Below are 15288 nucleotides of genomic sequence, written 5' to 3' on the forward strand. Positions count from 1 at the left end.
AATCGGTGGAGCTGCATGACAAAGTCATCGGGCATTATCTGAACATAAAACACTATCAATAAGTTGGAGTCATTACCTGCAAATTGAGCAAGTACAGTTAAATTATTTGTTGAATAATTTTACGACGATTTCTTTGCCCTGGTAAATATCCTTTAATAACGTTGCTGACATTTTATCTGAGTTGGTTGGGCAAACGGTCAGTAGTTGTTCCTTTTGTTACTACTAAATCTTTCCACCCACCCCCTTAAATTTTTCAATAAATGCGCTAATTTTTTGAAAAACAGTCTGTTTTTTCGTTTTATATTGCGGATTTAAAGGACTGAGTCTGGGCAGTGTCTCGTTTAATTCTGTGCCATTTTCTGTAGCATATTCGCGTTTTAAAGACGTGCGAATATAGCGTTTGGTCGCTTCTTCATTGAGATTTTCTTCTTTTATCAACGCTTCTGCTTCATGTTGCTGTTCGCGTTGAGCAAACGTAAAGAATGCCTCAATGATACTGGCTTTGTCTGGTAAATTATCCAGGTTCGTTTGCTGAATAAAATCGACCACCAGACCCTCTTTCGCCCGGTTTCCCAGGCTTGAACGAATTAAGCGTTTGACCTCTTCGATCATTTCGCCCTTACCTTTGTTTTGTCTGTTGTGTTCGAAAATCAGTCCAAGGATATAATCCAGGTTTATTTCCTGAGACTTCAGCAAATCGACCTCAAAAACTACGTCATCCCAGTCAGTGGTTGATTTCTCTTTTTTCTCAGCTTCTTTCTCACGGCGCTGCCAGTCGCGAATATCGTTATAGGCCGAACGATAATCCTGAATCTTGCGATCAGCAGGGAGACGAATTGTTTGCAATTCAGCGAACTTTTCATCATCCACATAATGTTCTGCTTTGAATTTTTCTACCGCAACAGGATCGCTAAGATCGATTTGTTGCAGGGCTTTTAGCGTGGCAAATTCATCATAGTTTTGCAGGATGTTCTCGGCACGCAGGTATTCGCCAAACAGTTTAACGAAGTCTTTCTTCTCTTTTTCACTTTCAATACTGGCGGGGTCAGGGAACCGTTGTTCCAGTTCGGAAACTACTGCCATAAAGCCGCGCTTAGCTTCACCAGTGGCAGCATCAGTAAAGCCTTCCATATACTCGGCATAACTCTTTTCTAACACCACATTTTTGGTGTTTTTGTCACCAAACAGCGTTATGGCATCAATAGTTGAGCGTTCCAGATCCCGGAAAGTGACGATATTACCGAAGGTTTTAGTGGCGTTATAAATGCGGTTGGTGCGGGAAAATGCCTGCATCAGGCCGTGAAAACGCAAGTTTTTATCGACGAATAGCGTGTTCAATGTTGGAGCGTCGAAGCCGGTTAAAAACATCCCAACGACAATTAACAGATCGATATCCTGATTTTTAACCCGTTGGGCTAAATCACGATAGTAGTTCTGAAAACCGTTACCGTCGGTGCTGAAGTTAGTTTTAAAATAGCTGTTATACTCACGAATTGCAGCGTCAAGAAACTCTTTAGCACTGCTGTCCATTGCGCTGGTATCAAAAGTTTCATCGGAAATTTCACCAATGGCATTTTGTTCTTCATTAGCGGCAAAGGAGAAGATTGTCGCAATATGCAGCGGTTTATAGGTGGCCGATTTATTAGCTGCTTCCTCTTGTAACCGTTTAAACGTCGCGTAATAGGCTTTTGCAGCATCCACGCTGCTCACTGCCAACATAGCATTAAAACCTTTTGAGCCAGGGAAGGTACGGTGGGTTTTCTGGCGGAAATTATTCAGAATATATTGCGTGATTTCCTGAATACGCATGGGATGAAGAAACGCCTGCTGATTTTCAGCCGCACTCAGTTTTTTCTCGTCAGTTTCTGTCTCTAAAGACTTAAACTGTGGCCGCACATCGTTGTAGTCCACCTTGAATTTGAGCACTTTTTCGTCACGAATCGCATCGGTAATTACATACGAATGCAATTCACGACCAAATACGCTGGCGGTTGTTTCTGAGCCTAAGGCGTTTTCCGGGAAAATAGGGGTGCCGGTAAAACCAAACTGATAATAGCGTTTGAATTTCTTCTTCAGGTTTTTCTGCGCTTCTCCAAACTGGCTGCGGTGGCATTCATCAAATATAAACACCACTTGCTGATTATATACAGGCAGGTCGCTTTCTGCTTTCATCAGGTTATTGAGTTTCTGAATAGTAGTGACGATAATTTTGTTATCGTCCTTATCCAGATTTCGTTTAAGGCCTGCGGTATTTTCCGAGCCGTTGACGCTGTCTGGCGAAAAACGCTGATATTCCTTCATGGTCTGGTAATCGAGGTCTTTCCTGTCGACCACGAAGAAGACTTTATCAATAAAGTCCAGCTCTGTTGCCAGACGCGCGGCTTTAAAGCTGGTGAGGGTTTTACCAGAACCGGTAGTGTGCCAGATATACCCACCGCTTTCCGGTTTTGACCAGTTCTTCGCTGTAAAGGAGCTCTTAATTTTCCACAGAATGCGCTCGGTGGCAGCAATCTGGTACGGTCGCATCACCAGTAGCGTCTGACTGCTGTCAAAAACGCTGTAGTTCACCAGAACATTAAGCAGAGTATGTTTCTGGAAAAAGGTAGCGGTAAAATCTTTGAGGTCTTTAATCAGCGTGTTGTCTGATTTCGCCCAGTTCATGGTGAAGTCAAAACTGTTTTTATCGCGCTTTGTTGTGTTGGCAAAATAACGGGTATCGGTGCCGTTAGAAATGACAAACAGTTGCAGATACTTAAACAGGGAATTTTCGCTGTTAAAACTCTCTTTACTGTAACGATGTATCTGGTTGAAAGCCTCACGAATCGCCACGCCGCGTTTTTTCAGTTCGATTTGCACCAGAGGCAAGCCATTAACCAGGATCGTGACGTCATAACGGTTAGCATGAGAACCCGTCTGTTCAAACTGCTGGATAATCTGCACCTTATTGCGCATGAGATTCTTTTTATCTATCAAATAGATGTTCTCAAGACGCCCGTCGTCAAAAATAAAGTCGCAGATGTAGTCGATATGAATTTTACGGGTTTTATCCAGGATGCCATCGCTCGGATTATCCAGAAACTGCTCCGTGAAACGCCGCCACTCGCTGTCATTAAACACCACACCATTGAGGTTCTGAAGCTGTTCCCGAACGTTGGCCAGCATCGCTGACTGAGATTTTACGGATATAAATTCATAACCCTGATTTCGCAGGTCCTGAATCAGTTCCCGTTCCAGGTCCGATTCGCTCTGATAGCTGTCGCCTGTTTGCTCAGCTTTGATGTACTTATCAAGAACGATAAAGTTATTGGATTCAGCAATGGTGTGTGTTTGATGAGTCATAGCGCATCCTTTGTGCCGTCTGGCAAGGGCCGGAAGGGAGTTAAGGGTGACTTCCGGCGCGTAAAAAATAGTCTATATACTGACCGGATGTTAAGGAGGCCCGGTTGGTAGCAATGGTCAATTATTTACTGACAGTTTCAGGTTTTGGGAAACTGAACAGTAAATCACGATAGTACTCGTATTGTTTCTGGCGTAACTCGATTTCACGCGGAAGACCTTCGGTGATGGAGTTGGTAAGGGTGTCGAATTTATCGAGTATAGAAACAATACGTTCTTGTTCGGTGATAGGAGGTATAGGTATATCATAGGTTTCAAACTCTTTCACTCGGACATGAGGCACACCCGCACCTTTTTTCATTGCATGGATGTGCTCTTGTTTATTTTGTAGCACGTGGTAAATAAACTTTGGTTTTACAATTTTTAAGTCGGAATGAACACTAAAGGCATCGGTTAAAAATATTGGCTGATCCCAGAAGCTGACATATCCTGCATAGGCACCAGATCTGGCTATAACGATTGTTTCACCTTGTCTGTTGCTCTCGCTATGAAAATAAGTAGGAATTGGTCCATTGGCAACTACTGGTATTTCTCCTGGTGTTGTCTGTTTTTGGGTAATTGCCGTTCCTCGCTTAAACTGAGCCACTTCCCCCAAAGTCTTCCACTCAACCTCACCCTCTTTAAAACTCAACAACTGGTCGCGATAGTAGTTGTATTGTTTTTTACGCATGTTAAGCTCAGCGGTAAGCTCAGCGGTAAGTGCAGTAAATTTATCCAGAATCCGAACGATTTCAGACTGGATGGCAAGGGACTTTTCCGGGTTGTCCGGGCTAGGAATGGGAACTTTAAATCCTTCCAGCATGGGTTTTCTTATCGAAATGGCGGTAGCACCCACACTTTTTGTCAAGATGTACTGCTTAAAGCTAGATGACATGAAGTAATACAAAAACTTCGTGTCTACGGCATTAGTTGTGATACGAATTCTATACGCCCTTTGATGTAGAGCATATTTCCCCTCAACATAGTGAAATATGTCGCCAATTCCACCTTCACCAGGAATGACTATTGCTACCTCATCAAATTCAAAGGTATCTGACTTCAAGATATTCTTTGAGCGAACATAGAATGGATAAATTCCATTTTCGCTTTCATCCTGACGATTTGAGCTTCCAGTACCGATATCTGCCATAGAACCCAATGTTACCCACTCAACCTCAACCCCATCCAACAATTTTTCCAGATAACTCATCTCGCTCATTTCTGCACCTCGCAGCCTTCAATTTCAGCCACAATCGCATCAATATCTTTGCGCAACTGGTCGATTTTGCTGACCGTGGTTTTCAGCTCAGCATTCAGCTCACCGATATCGATAATTTCGCGGTTATCTTTCGCTTCCACATAGCTGCTCACCGACAGGTTATAGTCATTCGCTACAACGGCTTCAAACGCGACAGATTTCGCCAGATGAGCAACATCTTCCTTGCTGGCAAATACCTGCATAATTTTTTCTATATGGGCATCGGTCAGGATATTGTTGTTAGTCTCTTTTTTGAACAGTTCGCTGGCGTCAATAAACTGAACGTTGGTATCCGTTTTATGTTTAGACAGAACCAGAATGTTTACGGCAATGGTGGTGCCAAAGAACAGGTTCGGAGCCAGTGAAATTACGGTTTCGACATAGTTATTATCGACCAGATACTGACGGATTTTCTGCTCCGCGCCGCCACGGTAAAAAATACCCGGGAAGCAAACAATCGCAGCACGACCTTTGGCAGAAAGATAGTTCAGCGCATGTAGTACAAAGGCGAAGTCAGCTTTGGATTTGGGGGCCAGAACGCCAGCCGGGGCAAAACGCTCATCGTTAATCAGCGTTGGGTCATCGCTGCCAATCCATTTCACCGAATACGGCGGGTTAGAAACGATGGCATCAAACGGTTTTTCATCTCTGAAGTGCGGCTCAGTCAGCGTATTGCCCAGCTTGATATCAAACTTGTCGTAGTTGATGTTGTGCAAAAACATGTTCATACGCGCCAGGTTATAGGTCGTATGGTTGATTTCCTGACCAAAAAAACCTTCTTCGATGATATGGTTATCAAACTGTTTTTTCGCCTGCAACAACAGCGAACCGGAACCTGCTGCCGGGTCGTAGATTTTGTTAACGTGGGCCTGGCCGTGCATTGCTAGTTGTGCAATCAGCTTAGAGACGTGCTGCGGTGTAAAGAACTCGCCGCCTGACTTACCGGCATTCGCGGCATAGTTAGAAATCAGGAACTCATAGGCATCGCCGAACAGGTCAATCTGATGTTCGTTAAAGTCGCCAAGCTTTAACCCTTCAACCCCTTTCAGAACCGCGGCCAGGCGGGCATTTTTATCCTTAACGGTGTTACCCAGGCGGTTACTGGTGGTATCGAAATCAGCAAACAAACCTTTGATGTCAGCTTCTGAAGGGTAACCGTAAGCAGAACTTTCGATAGCAACGAAGATGCTGTTTAAATCCGCATTCAGTCTGTCATTGGTATTTGCTTTCGCAGCTACGTTGCAGAAAAGCTGACTGGGGTAGATGAAGTAGCCTTTGGTTTTGATGGCATCGTCTTTAATATCATCAGTAATTACGCTGTCATCCAGTTTCGCATAACAGATACTGTCATCACCGGCTTCAATATAGCTGGAAAAATTTTCGCTGATAAAACGGTAGAAAAGTGCGCCCAGAACGTATTGCTTAAAATCCCATCCATCGACAGAACCTCTGACATCGTTAGCAATTTGCCATATCTGGCGGTGTAACTCTGCTCGTTGTTGAATACTTGTCATTTTTAACCTGTTTTTTCTGGTCTGAACTGAATCTCCGGGGGCAATACTACAGCAATCTTGTGATTCAGGCAGCCCCGGAGCAAGTCAGCAGATATTGTGAGATACACCAGGTTATTCATGACAGGGAGAAGGAACGGAACACTGCCTTTCTTTTACAGTGCACCAGGGACATTCAAAATAATTTCAGACAGATATTATCTCCGTGAGTCCCCCGCCTCCTTTCCGGTGTGCGGGGGTTTTGTCTTTTTTCACCGGGAATACATGTATGAATCCGTCTGATGCCATTGAGGCAATTGAAAAACCGCTCTCCTCCCTGCCTTACTCGCTTTCCCGTCACATCCTGGAACATCTGCGCAAACTCACCAGTCACGAACCCGTGATTGGCATTATGGGTAAAAGCGGGGCCGGTAAATCCTCACTCTGTAATGCACTGTTTCAGGGGGAGGTCACCCCGGTCAGTGATGTTCACGCCGGCACCCGGGAAGTGCAGCGCTTCCGTCTGAGTGGCTATGGTCACAGCATGGTTATCACTGACCTGCCCGGGGTGGGCGAGAGTCGGGACAGGGATGCAGAGTATGAAGCTCTGTACCGTGACATTCTGCCTGAACTGGACCTGGTACTGTGGCTGATTAAAGCCGATGACCGTGCCCTGTCTGTGGATGAGTATTTCTGGCGACACATCCTGCACCGGGGACATCAGCAGGTGCTGTTTGTGGTGACGCAGGCCGACAAAACGGAGCCCTGCCATGAATGGGATATGGCCGGCATTCAGCCTTCTCCCGCACAGGCACAGAACATTCGTGAGAAAACAGATGCGGTATTCCGGCTGTTCCGGCCCGTACATCCGGTTGTGGCCGTATCGGCCTGCACCGGCTGGGAACTGGATACGCTGGTCAGTGCGCTCATGACAGCGCTTCCCGACCATGCCGCCAGTCCCCTGATGACCCGCCTGCAGGACGAGCTGCGCACGGAATCTGTCCGGTCTCAGGCCCGTGAACAGTTTACCGGTGCGGTGGACCGGATATTTGACACGGCGGAGAGCGTCTGTATTGCCTCTGTTGCACGCACGGTTCTGCGTGCCGTCCGTGACTCGGTGGTCTCTGTTGCCCGCGCTGTATGGAACTGGATTTTCTTCTGAACAGTCTGCCAGGGAAATGCCTGATTACATTGCGTTAACCAACTGAAAACATGATACACCCCCCTCATATCCACCTCTTTCTCTTGCGTGACTGTCTTGCTGTTAATAGAGTAAAACAATCGATAAAACAGGTATCGATCGTTGCTATCGATCGTTTATAGTGGTTAATGGCCTGCGAAAAGGCAGTTGAATCTCTTCATCATGCAGAACGGAATTGCACACAACGGACTGATACTTCTCTGGCGGATGAGAGAGGGGAAGCATTTATGTCCGGGAAAAACCACTTTATCTGACCATGCTGTTTTGTACCTGCCGGTATCCACATTTGTGGGTACCGGCTTTTTTATTCACCCTCTGTAAGGAAAAGCTGATGAAACGACATCTGAACACCAGCTACAGGCTGGTATGGAATCACATTACGGGCACCCTGGTGGTGGCTTCCGAACTGGCGCGCTCACGGGGAAAACGCACCGGTGTGGCGGTTGCGCTGTCTCTTGCTGCTGTCACGTCAGTCCCGGTACTGGCTGCTGACACGGTCGTACAGGCGGGAGAAACCGTGAGCGGCGGAACACTGACAAATCATGACAACCAGATTGTTCTCGGTACGGCCAACGGAATGACCATCAGTACCGGTCTGGAGTATGGGCCGGATAACGAGGCCAATACCGGCGGACAATGGATACAAAATGGCGGTATCGCCAACAACACTACTGTCACCGGTGGTGGTCTTCAGAGAGTGAATGCCGGAGGAAGCGTTTCAGACACGGTTATCAGTGCCGGAGGCGGACAGAGCCTTCAGGGGCAGGCAGTGAACACCACTCTGAACGGCGGTGAGCAGTGGGTACATGAAGGCGGGATTGCAACGGGTACCGTCATTAATGAGAAGGGCTGGCAGGCCGTCAAATCCGGCGCAATGGCAACCGACACGGTTGTGAATACCGGCGCGGAAGGGGGACCAGATGCAGACAATGGTGATACCGGGCAGTTTGTTCGCGGAAATGCCGTACGTACCGCCATCAATAAAAATGGTCGTCAGATTGTGGCTGTTGAAGGAACAGCAAATACCACTGTGGTTTATGCCGGCGGCGACCAGACGGTACACGGGCATGCGCTGGATACCACACTGAATGGCGGTTACCAGTATGTGCGCAACGGAGGCACAGCCTCTGACACGGTTGTAAACAGTGACGGCTGGCAGATTGTCAAGGAAGGTGGTCTGGCGGATTTCACCACCGTTAACCAGAAAGGCAAACTGCAGGTGAACGCCGGTGGTACAGCCACGAATGTCACCCTGAAGCAGGGCGGCGCACTGGTCACCAGTACGGCGGCAACCGTCACCGGCAGCAACCGTCTGGGCAATTTCACAGTGGAAAACGGTAATGCTGACGGTGTTGTTCTGGAGTCCGGCGGTCGCCTGGATGTACTGGAGGGCCATTCAGCCCGGAAAACTCTGGTGGATGACGGCGGAACCCTGGCAGTGTCTGCCGGTGGTAAGGCGACAAGTGTCACCATAACATCCGGTGGTGCCCTGATTGCAGACAGTGGTGCCACTGTTGAGGGGACCAATGCCAGCGGTAAGTTCAGTATTGATGGCACATCCGGTCAGGCCAGCGGACTGCTGCTGGAAAATGGCGGCAGCTTTACGGTTAATGCCGGAGGACTGGCCAGCAACACCACTGTCGGACATCGTGGAACACTGACGCTGGCTGCCGGGGGAAGTCTGAGTGGCAGAACACAGCTCAGTAAAGGTGCCAGCATGGTACTGAATGGCGATGTGGTCAGTACCGGCGATATTGTTAACGCAGGAGAGATTCACTTTGATAATCAGACGACACAGGAAGCCGCGCTGAGCCGTGCTGTTGCAAAAGGCGACTCCCCGGTAACGTTCCATAAACTGACCACCAGTAACCTCACCGGTCAGGGTGGCACCATCAATATGCGTGTTCGCCTTGATGGCAGCAATGCCTCTGACCAGCTGGTGATTAATGGTGGTCAGGCAACCGGCAAAACCTGGCTTGCGTTTACAAATGTCGGAAACAGTAACCTCGGGGTGGCAACCTCCGGACAGGGTATCCGGGTTGTGGATGCACAGAATGGTGCCACCACAGAAGAAGGTGCATTTGCCCTGAGTCGCCCGCTTCAGGCCGGCGCCTTTAACTACACCCTGAACCGTGACAGCGATGAAGACTGGTACCTGCGCAGTGAAAATGCTTATCGTGCTGAAGTCCCCCTGTATGCCTCCATGCTGACACAGGCAATGGACTATGACCGGATTCTGGCAGGCTCCCGCAGCCATCAGACCGGTGTAAGCGGTGAAAATAACAGCGTCCGTCTCAGCATTCAGGGCGGTCATCTCGGTCACGATAACAACGGCGGTATTGCCCGTGGAGCCACGCCGGAAAGCAGCGGCAGCTATGGCTTCGTCCGTCTGGAGGGTGACCTGCTCAGAACAGAGGTTGCCGGTATGTCTCTGACGACAGGGGTGTATGGTGCTGCAGGCCATTCTTCCGTTGATGTTAAGGATGATGACGGCTCCCGCGCCGGCACGGTCCGGGATGATGCCGGCAGCCTGGGCGGATACCTGAATCTGACACACACGTCCTCCGGCCTGTGGGCTGACATTGTGGCACAGGGAACCCGCCACAGCATGAAAGCGTCATCGGATAATAACGACTTCCGCGCCCGGGGCTGGGGCTGGCTGGGCTCACTGGAAACCGGTCTGCCCTTCAGTATCACTGACAACCTGATGCTGGAGCCACAACTGCAGTACACCTGGCAGGGGCTCTCCCTGGATGACGGCCAGGATAACGCCGGTTATGTGAAGTTCGGGCATGGCAGTGCACAACATGTGCGTGCCGGCTTCCGTCTGGGCAGCCACAACGATATGACCTTTGGCGAAGGCACCTCATCCCGTGACACTCTGCGCGACAGTGCAAAACACCGTGTGAGTGAACTGCCGGTGAACTGGTGGGTACAGCCTTCTGTTATCCGCACTTTCAGCTCCCGGGGTGACATGAGCATGGGTACAGCCGCAGCCGGCAGTAACATGACGTTCTCACCCTCACAGAATGGCACGTCACTGGACCTGCAGGCCGGACTGGAAGCCCGTGTCCGGGAAAATATCACCCTGGGCGTTCAGGCCGGTTATGCCCACAGTGTCAGCGGCAGCAGCGTTGAAGGTTATAACGGTCAGGCCACGCTGAATGTGACTTTCTGATAATCAGGTCACTCTCCTTCAGGCCCCGGTCATCATGACCGGGGCTTTTTACTTTCAGGGAGCAACAGATATGCCGGGTTGTACATCACGTTTATTGCCGAAGGCTCTTTTGCTGCCAAATGGCATCTGAATCGATCACAGTCTGGCCGGTTATTACCCGATCCCGATGGGGGTTATTGGGTGATCTCCTTCCATAAAAATACGCAGCTCGCCAGTGAAGGGCTTCTCAGACAATAAACGTCATTCATTTCGTCCATCAGGCCGCGTCTTCTCCGGGAGACGCGGCTTTTTCATTTATACCGCTAACTCATTCATAAGGAATAAATCATGCGATTAGCCAGTCGTTTTGGTTATGCGAACCAGATACGCCGTGACCGCCCCTTAACCCGTGAAGAACTGATGCAGGTCGTCCCCAGCGTATTCGGGGAAGAGAAACACACATCCAGAAGCGAGAACTATACCTGGATCCCCACCATCACCGTGCTGGAAAGCCTGCAGCGGGAAGGCTTCCAGCCATTCTTCGCCTGCCAGACCCGCGTGCGCGACCCGGGCCGCCGGGGATACACCAAACACATGCTGCGTCTGCGCCGTGACGGGGAGATAAACGGACAACATGTCCCTGAAATCATCCTGCTGAACTCCCATGACGGTACCTCCAGCTACCAGATGCTGCCGGGTTACTTCAGGTTCGTCTGCCAGAACGGATGCGTCTGTGGTCAGTCTCTGGGGGAAGTGCGTGTTCCACACCGGGGAGACGTAGTGGAGAAAGTTATCGAAGGGGCTTACGAGGTGGTGGGGGTTTTTGACCGGATTGAGGAGAAACGTGATGCCATGCAGTCGCTGGTCCTGCCGCCACCGGCACGCCAGGCGCTGGCACAGGCGGCACTGACTTACCGTTATGGTGACGAACATCAGCCCGTCACCACTGCTGACATTCTGACACCGCGACGCCGGGAGGATTACGGTAAGGACCTGTGGAGTGCTTATCAGACCATCCAGGAGAATATGCTGAAAGGCGGGATTTCCGGTCGCAGTGCCAGAGGAAAACGTATCCATACCCGTGCCATTCACAGCATCGACACGGACATTAAGCTCAATCGCGCATTGTGGGTGATGGCAGAAACACTGCTGAAGAGTATGCGCTGATGCCTTTTCCCTGAAAGCGCAGTTCTGACTCATGTCCGTCCCTGCCCCGCGACTTCTTCCATTCATTTACTTTTTATAAGGAATAATCTCATGACAACCGTTTTGCATAATTCCACCACACCTTCTGTTTCCGTAACCGCTGTATCAGAGAATAACCCGCCTCAACTGGTTGCCACCCTCGTCCCTGATGAACAGCGCATCAGCTTCTGGCCGCAGCATTTTGGCCTCATTCCACAGTGGGTGACCCTGGAGCCCCGTGTCTTCGGCTGGATGGACCGTCTGTGCGAAGACTACTGCGGTGGTATCTGGAATCTGTACACCCTGAACAACGGCGGGGCATTTATGGCACCCGAACCGGATGACGATGATGACGAAACATGGGTACTGTTCAGTGCCATGAACGGTAACCGCGCTGAAATGAGCCCGGAAGCCGCCGGTATTGCTGCCTGTCTGATGACGTACAGCCATCATGCCTGTCGTACGGAGTGTTATGCCATGACGATCCATTATTACCGGCTGCGGGATTACGCCCTGCAGCATCCGGAATGCAACGCCATTATGCGCATCATTGACTGAAAGGGGCCGGAACAATGCAACAGCTTTCCTTTCTGCCCGGAGAGATGACGCCCGGCGAGCGCAGCCTCATTCAGCGGGCCCTGAAAACCCTGGACCGCCATCTTCATGAACCCGGCGTGGCCTTCACCTCCACGCATGCGGCACGGGAGTGGCTGATACTGAACATGGCGGGACTGGAGCGGGAAGAGTTCCGGGTGCTGTATCTGAACAACCAGAATCAGCTGATTGCCGGTGAAACCCTCTTCACTGGCACCATCAACCGCACAGAAGTCCATCCCCGGGAGGTGATTAAACGCGCCCTGTACCACAATGCCGCTGCCGTGGTGCTGGCGCACAATCACCCGTCCGGTGAAGTCACCCCCAGCAAGGCAGACCGCCTTATCACTGAGCGTCTGGTACAGGCACTGGCCCTGGTGGATATCCGGGTACCGGACCATCTGATAATCGGTGGCAGCCAGGTTTTCTCCTTTGCGGAACACGGTCTGCTTTAACCCGTCACCGCCACAATCACATCACACCTGTTTTCACTTTTATCTTCTGTCTTCAGAGGTATTCCACCATGAAAATCATCACCCGTGGCGAAGCCATGCGTATTCATCAACAACATCCTGCATCCCGTCTTTTCCCGTTCTGTACCGGTAAGTACCGCTGGCACGGCAGCACTGAAGCGTATACCGGTCGTGAAGTGCAGGATATTCCCGGTGTGCTGGCCGTGTTTGCTGAACGTCGTAAGGACAGTTTTGGCCCGTATGTCCGGCTGATGAGCGTCACACTGAACTGAATCAGGGCATTCTGATGAGCAGAATTATCACCACCACCGTGTATACGCTGGATGAACTTTCCTGCCCGGCACGGGAAAAAGCCCGCGACGGGTACCGTCAGCATCATGCTGACAGCAACTGGTATGAAAACGTGTATGAAGACTTCAGGGAGGTCTGTGACATTTTCGGGATTAACCTCCGCCAGCGCGTTTTCCGGCTCAGCAACGGCAGGTTTATGGAAGAGCCGTGCATCTGGTTCAGCGGATTCTGCCGCCAGGGGGACGGAGTCTGTTTTGAAGGACGCTGGCACTGGCAGTCAGCAACAGCCAGGAGAATCCGGGAGTATGCCCCGCAGGACCGTGAGCTTCATCGTATCGCGGATGCCCTGCAGGCGGTGCAGAAGCGTAACTTCTGGCAACTGCAGGCTGAAATCCACCACCGGGGACGCTACTGCCATCCGTACAGCATGGATATCACCGTCACCCGGAACAGCCCTGTCAGTCAGGCAATGACAACCGATGCGGAAGCCGCGGTCAGCGAAGCCCTGCGCGACCTGGCCTTCTGGTTGTACCGTCAGCTGGAAAACGAGTACGACTGGCTGACCTCAGACGCCGCTGTGGATGAGGCCATTCACATCAATGCATATACCTTCACCGACGCCGGTCTGCGCGCCGGCTGACCTGTCATCGTTAAACCATTCTTAACCGATTTTCTGTGAGGATTTTATCGTGTCAGACACGTTCCATGAAACAAATTATCCCGACAACAACAACGATCGCCCCTGGTGGGGGCTACCCTGCACCGTGACGCCCTGTTTCGGGGCACGTCTGGTGCAGGAGGGTAACCGGTTGCATTACCTTGCAGACCGCGCCGGTATCAGAGGCCGGTTCAGCGACGCGGATGCGTACCACCTGGACCAGGCCTTTCCACTGCTGATGAAACAACTGGAGCTCATGCTCACCAGCGGTGAACTGAATCCCCGCCATCAGCATACCGTGACACTGTATGCGAAGGGGCTGACCTGTGAAGCCGACACCCTCGGCTCCTGTGGTTACGTTTATCTGGCTGTTTATCCGACGCCCGAAATGAAAAATTAACTCTCCAGAATAGCCTTCTGCTACGGCCCGGTGTTTTCACCACGCCACTTTTCCATTTTTATATCTGCATATCAGGAAAATCTTCAGTATGAAAACATTACCTGTATTACCCGGGCAGGCGGCCAGTTCTCGCCCGTCTCCTGTTGAAATCTGGCAGACACTGCTCACCCGACTGCTGGACCAGCACTATGGCCTTACGCTGAATGACACACCGTTCGCTGATGAACGTGTGATTGAGCAGCATATTGAGGCCGGCATTTCACTGTGCGATGCAGTGAACTTTCTTGTTGAAAAATACGCGCTGGTGCGTACCGACCAGCTGGAATTCAGTGCCTGTACCCGCTCTCAGTTAATAAACAGCATCGATATCCTCCGAGCTCGCCGGGCGACTGGCCTGATGACCCGCGACAATTACCGAACGGTAAATAACATTACCCTGGGTAAGTATCAGGAGGCGAAACGATGAAACTGGCCCTGACGCTGGAAGCTGACAGCGTTAACGTGCAGGCACTGAACATGGGGCGCATTGTCGTTGACGTCGATGGTGTTAATCTCACTGAACTGATTAATAACATCGCTGAAAACGGTTATTCACTCCGTGTGGTGGAGGAATCCGACCAACAGTCAACCTGAACACCTCCGCCATTTGCAACCCTTGCCGGCATACGCTGCAGTACCGCACATATCACGGAAACGGACAACGCCTGGTTGCACTCGCTGTCACACCAGACCAGTGACGTTGGTGAATCAGAATGGATTCATTTCACAGGTAGCGGCTATCTGTTACGTACCGATGCGTGGTCATACCCGGTTCTGCGGCTTAAGCGCCTGGGCCTGTCAAAAACGTTCCGTCGTCTGGTTGTCACACTCACCCGGCGTTATGGCGTCAGTCTCATTCATCTGGACGCCAGCGCAGAATGTCTGCCGGGGTTCCCCACTTTCGACTGGTAATCAGGACAAAAGACACTGGATGAAATTATTAACCACAGAAACGGCGCTGGATATTCTGATTGCGTGGCTGCAGGACAATATTGACTGCGAATCGGAAATTATCTTTGACAACGATGAGGATAAAACGGATTCGGCAGCACTGTTGCCCTGTATCGAACAGGCGCGACAGGATGTCCGAACTCTGCGCCATCTGCAGTTTCAGCACCTGAACCGGTGAGTTTCACTCATTATCTTTCTCACCACACTTCATTCCCC

14 protein-coding genes and 1 pseudogene are annotated in these 15288 nt (G+C 50.6%); 12 read left to right on the forward strand and 3 right to left on the reverse strand.

Annotated features, from left to right (window positions below):
* The coding region (locus K0335_RS22710; protein WP_071528444.1) for an IS1 family transposase at positions 1–62 on the forward strand (62 nt) is incomplete at its 5' end.
* A gap of 160 nt (positions 63–222) precedes the next feature.
* Here K0335_RS22710 and K0335_RS12575 read toward each other — a convergent pair.
* The 3 genes from K0335_RS12575 to K0335_RS12585 all read right to left on the reverse strand — a co-directional run bounded on the left by K0335_RS12575 (position 223) and on the right by K0335_RS12585 (position 6147).
* Complete coding sequence (locus K0335_RS12575) at positions 223–3339, reverse strand: HsdR family type I site-specific deoxyribonuclease (protein WP_105284450.1); 3117 nt, start codon at positions 3337–3339, stop codon at positions 223–225.
* Positions 3340–3460: 121 nt separating this feature from the next.
* Positions 3461–4594 (reverse strand): restriction endonuclease subunit S, encoded by a 1134-nt coding sequence (locus K0335_RS12580; RefSeq protein ID WP_059252120.1) that lies wholly within the window; start codon positions 4592–4594, stop codon positions 3461–3463.
* Complete coding sequence (locus K0335_RS12585; protein WP_072650529.1) at positions 4591–6147, reverse strand: type I restriction-modification system subunit M; 1557 nt, start codon at positions 6145–6147, stop codon at positions 4591–4593. The genes K0335_RS12580 and K0335_RS12585 overlap by 4 nt, the downstream gene beginning before the upstream one ends.
* Positions 6148–6412: 265 nt before the next feature.
* Between K0335_RS12585 and K0335_RS12590 the strand changes: the two genes are divergently transcribed.
* From K0335_RS12590 to K0335_RS12640, 11 genes and pseudogenes are all read left to right on the forward strand, one after another.
* On the forward strand, positions 6413–7285 hold the full coding sequence (locus K0335_RS12590; protein WP_072652309.1) for a GTPase family protein: 873 nt from the start codon (positions 6413–6415) through the stop codon (positions 7283–7285).
* Positions 7286–7655: 370 nt separating this feature from the next.
* A complete protein-coding gene (locus K0335_RS12595) occupies positions 7656–10502 on the forward strand; it encodes an Ag43/Cah family autotransporter adhesin (RefSeq protein WP_105284451.1) in 2847 nt (948 codons plus the stop codon).
* A 327-nt stretch (positions 10503–10829) separates the two neighbouring features.
* Positions 10830–11648, forward strand: coding sequence for a DUF932 domain-containing protein (locus tag K0335_RS12600; RefSeq protein WP_001234702.1), 819 nt, complete (start codon positions 10830–10832; stop codon positions 11646–11648).
* 90 nt (positions 11649–11738) lie between these two features.
* Complete coding sequence (locus K0335_RS12605; RefSeq protein ID WP_000214316.1) at positions 11739–12224, forward strand: antirestriction protein; 486 nt, start codon at positions 11739–11741, stop codon at positions 12222–12224.
* A gap of 14 nt (positions 12225–12238) precedes the next feature.
* Positions 12239–12715: a RadC family protein gene (locus tag K0335_RS12610; RefSeq protein WP_001186745.1), complete on the forward strand. Its 477-nt coding sequence runs from the start codon at positions 12239–12241 to the stop codon at positions 12713–12715.
* 68 nt (positions 12716–12783) lie between these two features.
* Positions 12784–13005: a DUF987 domain-containing protein gene (locus K0335_RS12615; RefSeq protein WP_000692312.1), complete on the forward strand. Its 222-nt coding sequence runs from the start codon at positions 12784–12786 to the stop codon at positions 13003–13005.
* 14 nt (positions 13006–13019) lie between these two features.
* The gene (locus K0335_RS12620) at positions 13020–13664 is read left to right on the forward strand and encodes a hypothetical protein (protein ID WP_039025881.1); all 645 of its coding nucleotides are present in this window, start codon (positions 13020–13022) and stop codon (positions 13662–13664) included.
* Between the two features lie 49 nt (positions 13665–13713).
* Positions 13714–14082, forward strand: coding sequence for a type IV toxin-antitoxin system YeeU family antitoxin (locus K0335_RS12625; RefSeq protein WP_039025882.1), 369 nt, complete (start codon positions 13714–13716; stop codon positions 14080–14082).
* A gap of 88 nt (positions 14083–14170) precedes the next feature.
* Positions 14171–14548 carry a type IV toxin-antitoxin system cytoskeleton-binding toxin CbtA gene (gene cbtA, locus K0335_RS12630; RefSeq protein WP_039025883.1) on the forward strand — a complete coding sequence of 126 codons (378 nt, stop codon included), beginning with the start codon at positions 14171–14173 and terminating at the stop codon, positions 14546–14548.
* Positions 14545–15033: pseudogene (locus tag K0335_RS12635) on the forward strand (DUF5983 family protein). The gene cbtA and the pseudogene K0335_RS12635 overlap by 4 nt, the downstream one beginning before the upstream one ends.
* A 19-nt stretch (positions 15034–15052) precedes the next feature.
* Positions 15053–15250 (forward strand): DUF957 domain-containing protein, encoded by a 198-nt coding sequence (locus K0335_RS12640; protein WP_000772024.1) that lies wholly within the window; start codon positions 15053–15055, stop codon positions 15248–15250.
* Positions 15251–15288 lie beyond the last annotated feature (38 nt).

Source organism: Escherichia sp. GZ89 (assembly GCF_019366485.1).
GTDB classification, from domain to species: Bacteria; Pseudomonadota; Gammaproteobacteria; order Enterobacterales; family Enterobacteriaceae; genus Escherichia; species Escherichia fergusonii.

Coding starts and splice junctions, on each gene's coding strand:
- K0335_RS12585 (WP_072650529.1), bottom strand. CDS start 6,147: ATGACAAGTATTCAACAACGAGCAGAGTTACACCGCCAGATATGGCAA.
- K0335_RS12595 (WP_105284451.1), top strand. CDS start 7,656: ATGAAACGACATCTGAACACCAGCTACAGGCTGGTATGGAATCACATT.
- K0335_RS12615 (WP_000692312.1), top strand. CDS start 12,784: ATGAAAATCATCACCCGTGGCGAAGCCATGCGTATTCATCAACAACAT.
- K0335_RS12575 (WP_105284450.1), bottom strand. CDS start 3,339: ATGACTCATCAAACACACACCATTGCTGAATCCAATAACTTTATCGTT.
- K0335_RS12590 (WP_072652309.1), top strand. CDS start 6,413: ATGAATCCGTCTGATGCCATTGAGGCAATTGAAAAACCGCTCTCCTCC.
- cbtA (WP_039025883.1), top strand. CDS start 14,171: ATGAAAACATTACCTGTATTACCCGGGCAGGCGGCCAGTTCTCGCCCG.
- K0335_RS12580 (WP_059252120.1), bottom strand. CDS start 4,594: ATGAGCGAGATGAGTTATCTGGAAAAATTGTTGGATGGGGTTGAGGTT.
- K0335_RS12600 (WP_001234702.1), top strand. CDS start 10,830: ATGCGATTAGCCAGTCGTTTTGGTTATGCGAACCAGATACGCCGTGAC.
- K0335_RS12610 (WP_001186745.1), top strand. CDS start 12,239: ATGCAACAGCTTTCCTTTCTGCCCGGAGAGATGACGCCCGGCGAGCGC.
- K0335_RS12620 (WP_039025881.1), top strand. CDS start 13,020: ATGAGCAGAATTATCACCACCACCGTGTATACGCTGGATGAACTTTCC.
- K0335_RS12605 (WP_000214316.1), top strand. CDS start 11,739: ATGACAACCGTTTTGCATAATTCCACCACACCTTCTGTTTCCGTAACC.
- K0335_RS12640 (WP_000772024.1), top strand. CDS start 15,053: ATGAAATTATTAACCACAGAAACGGCGCTGGATATTCTGATTGCGTGG.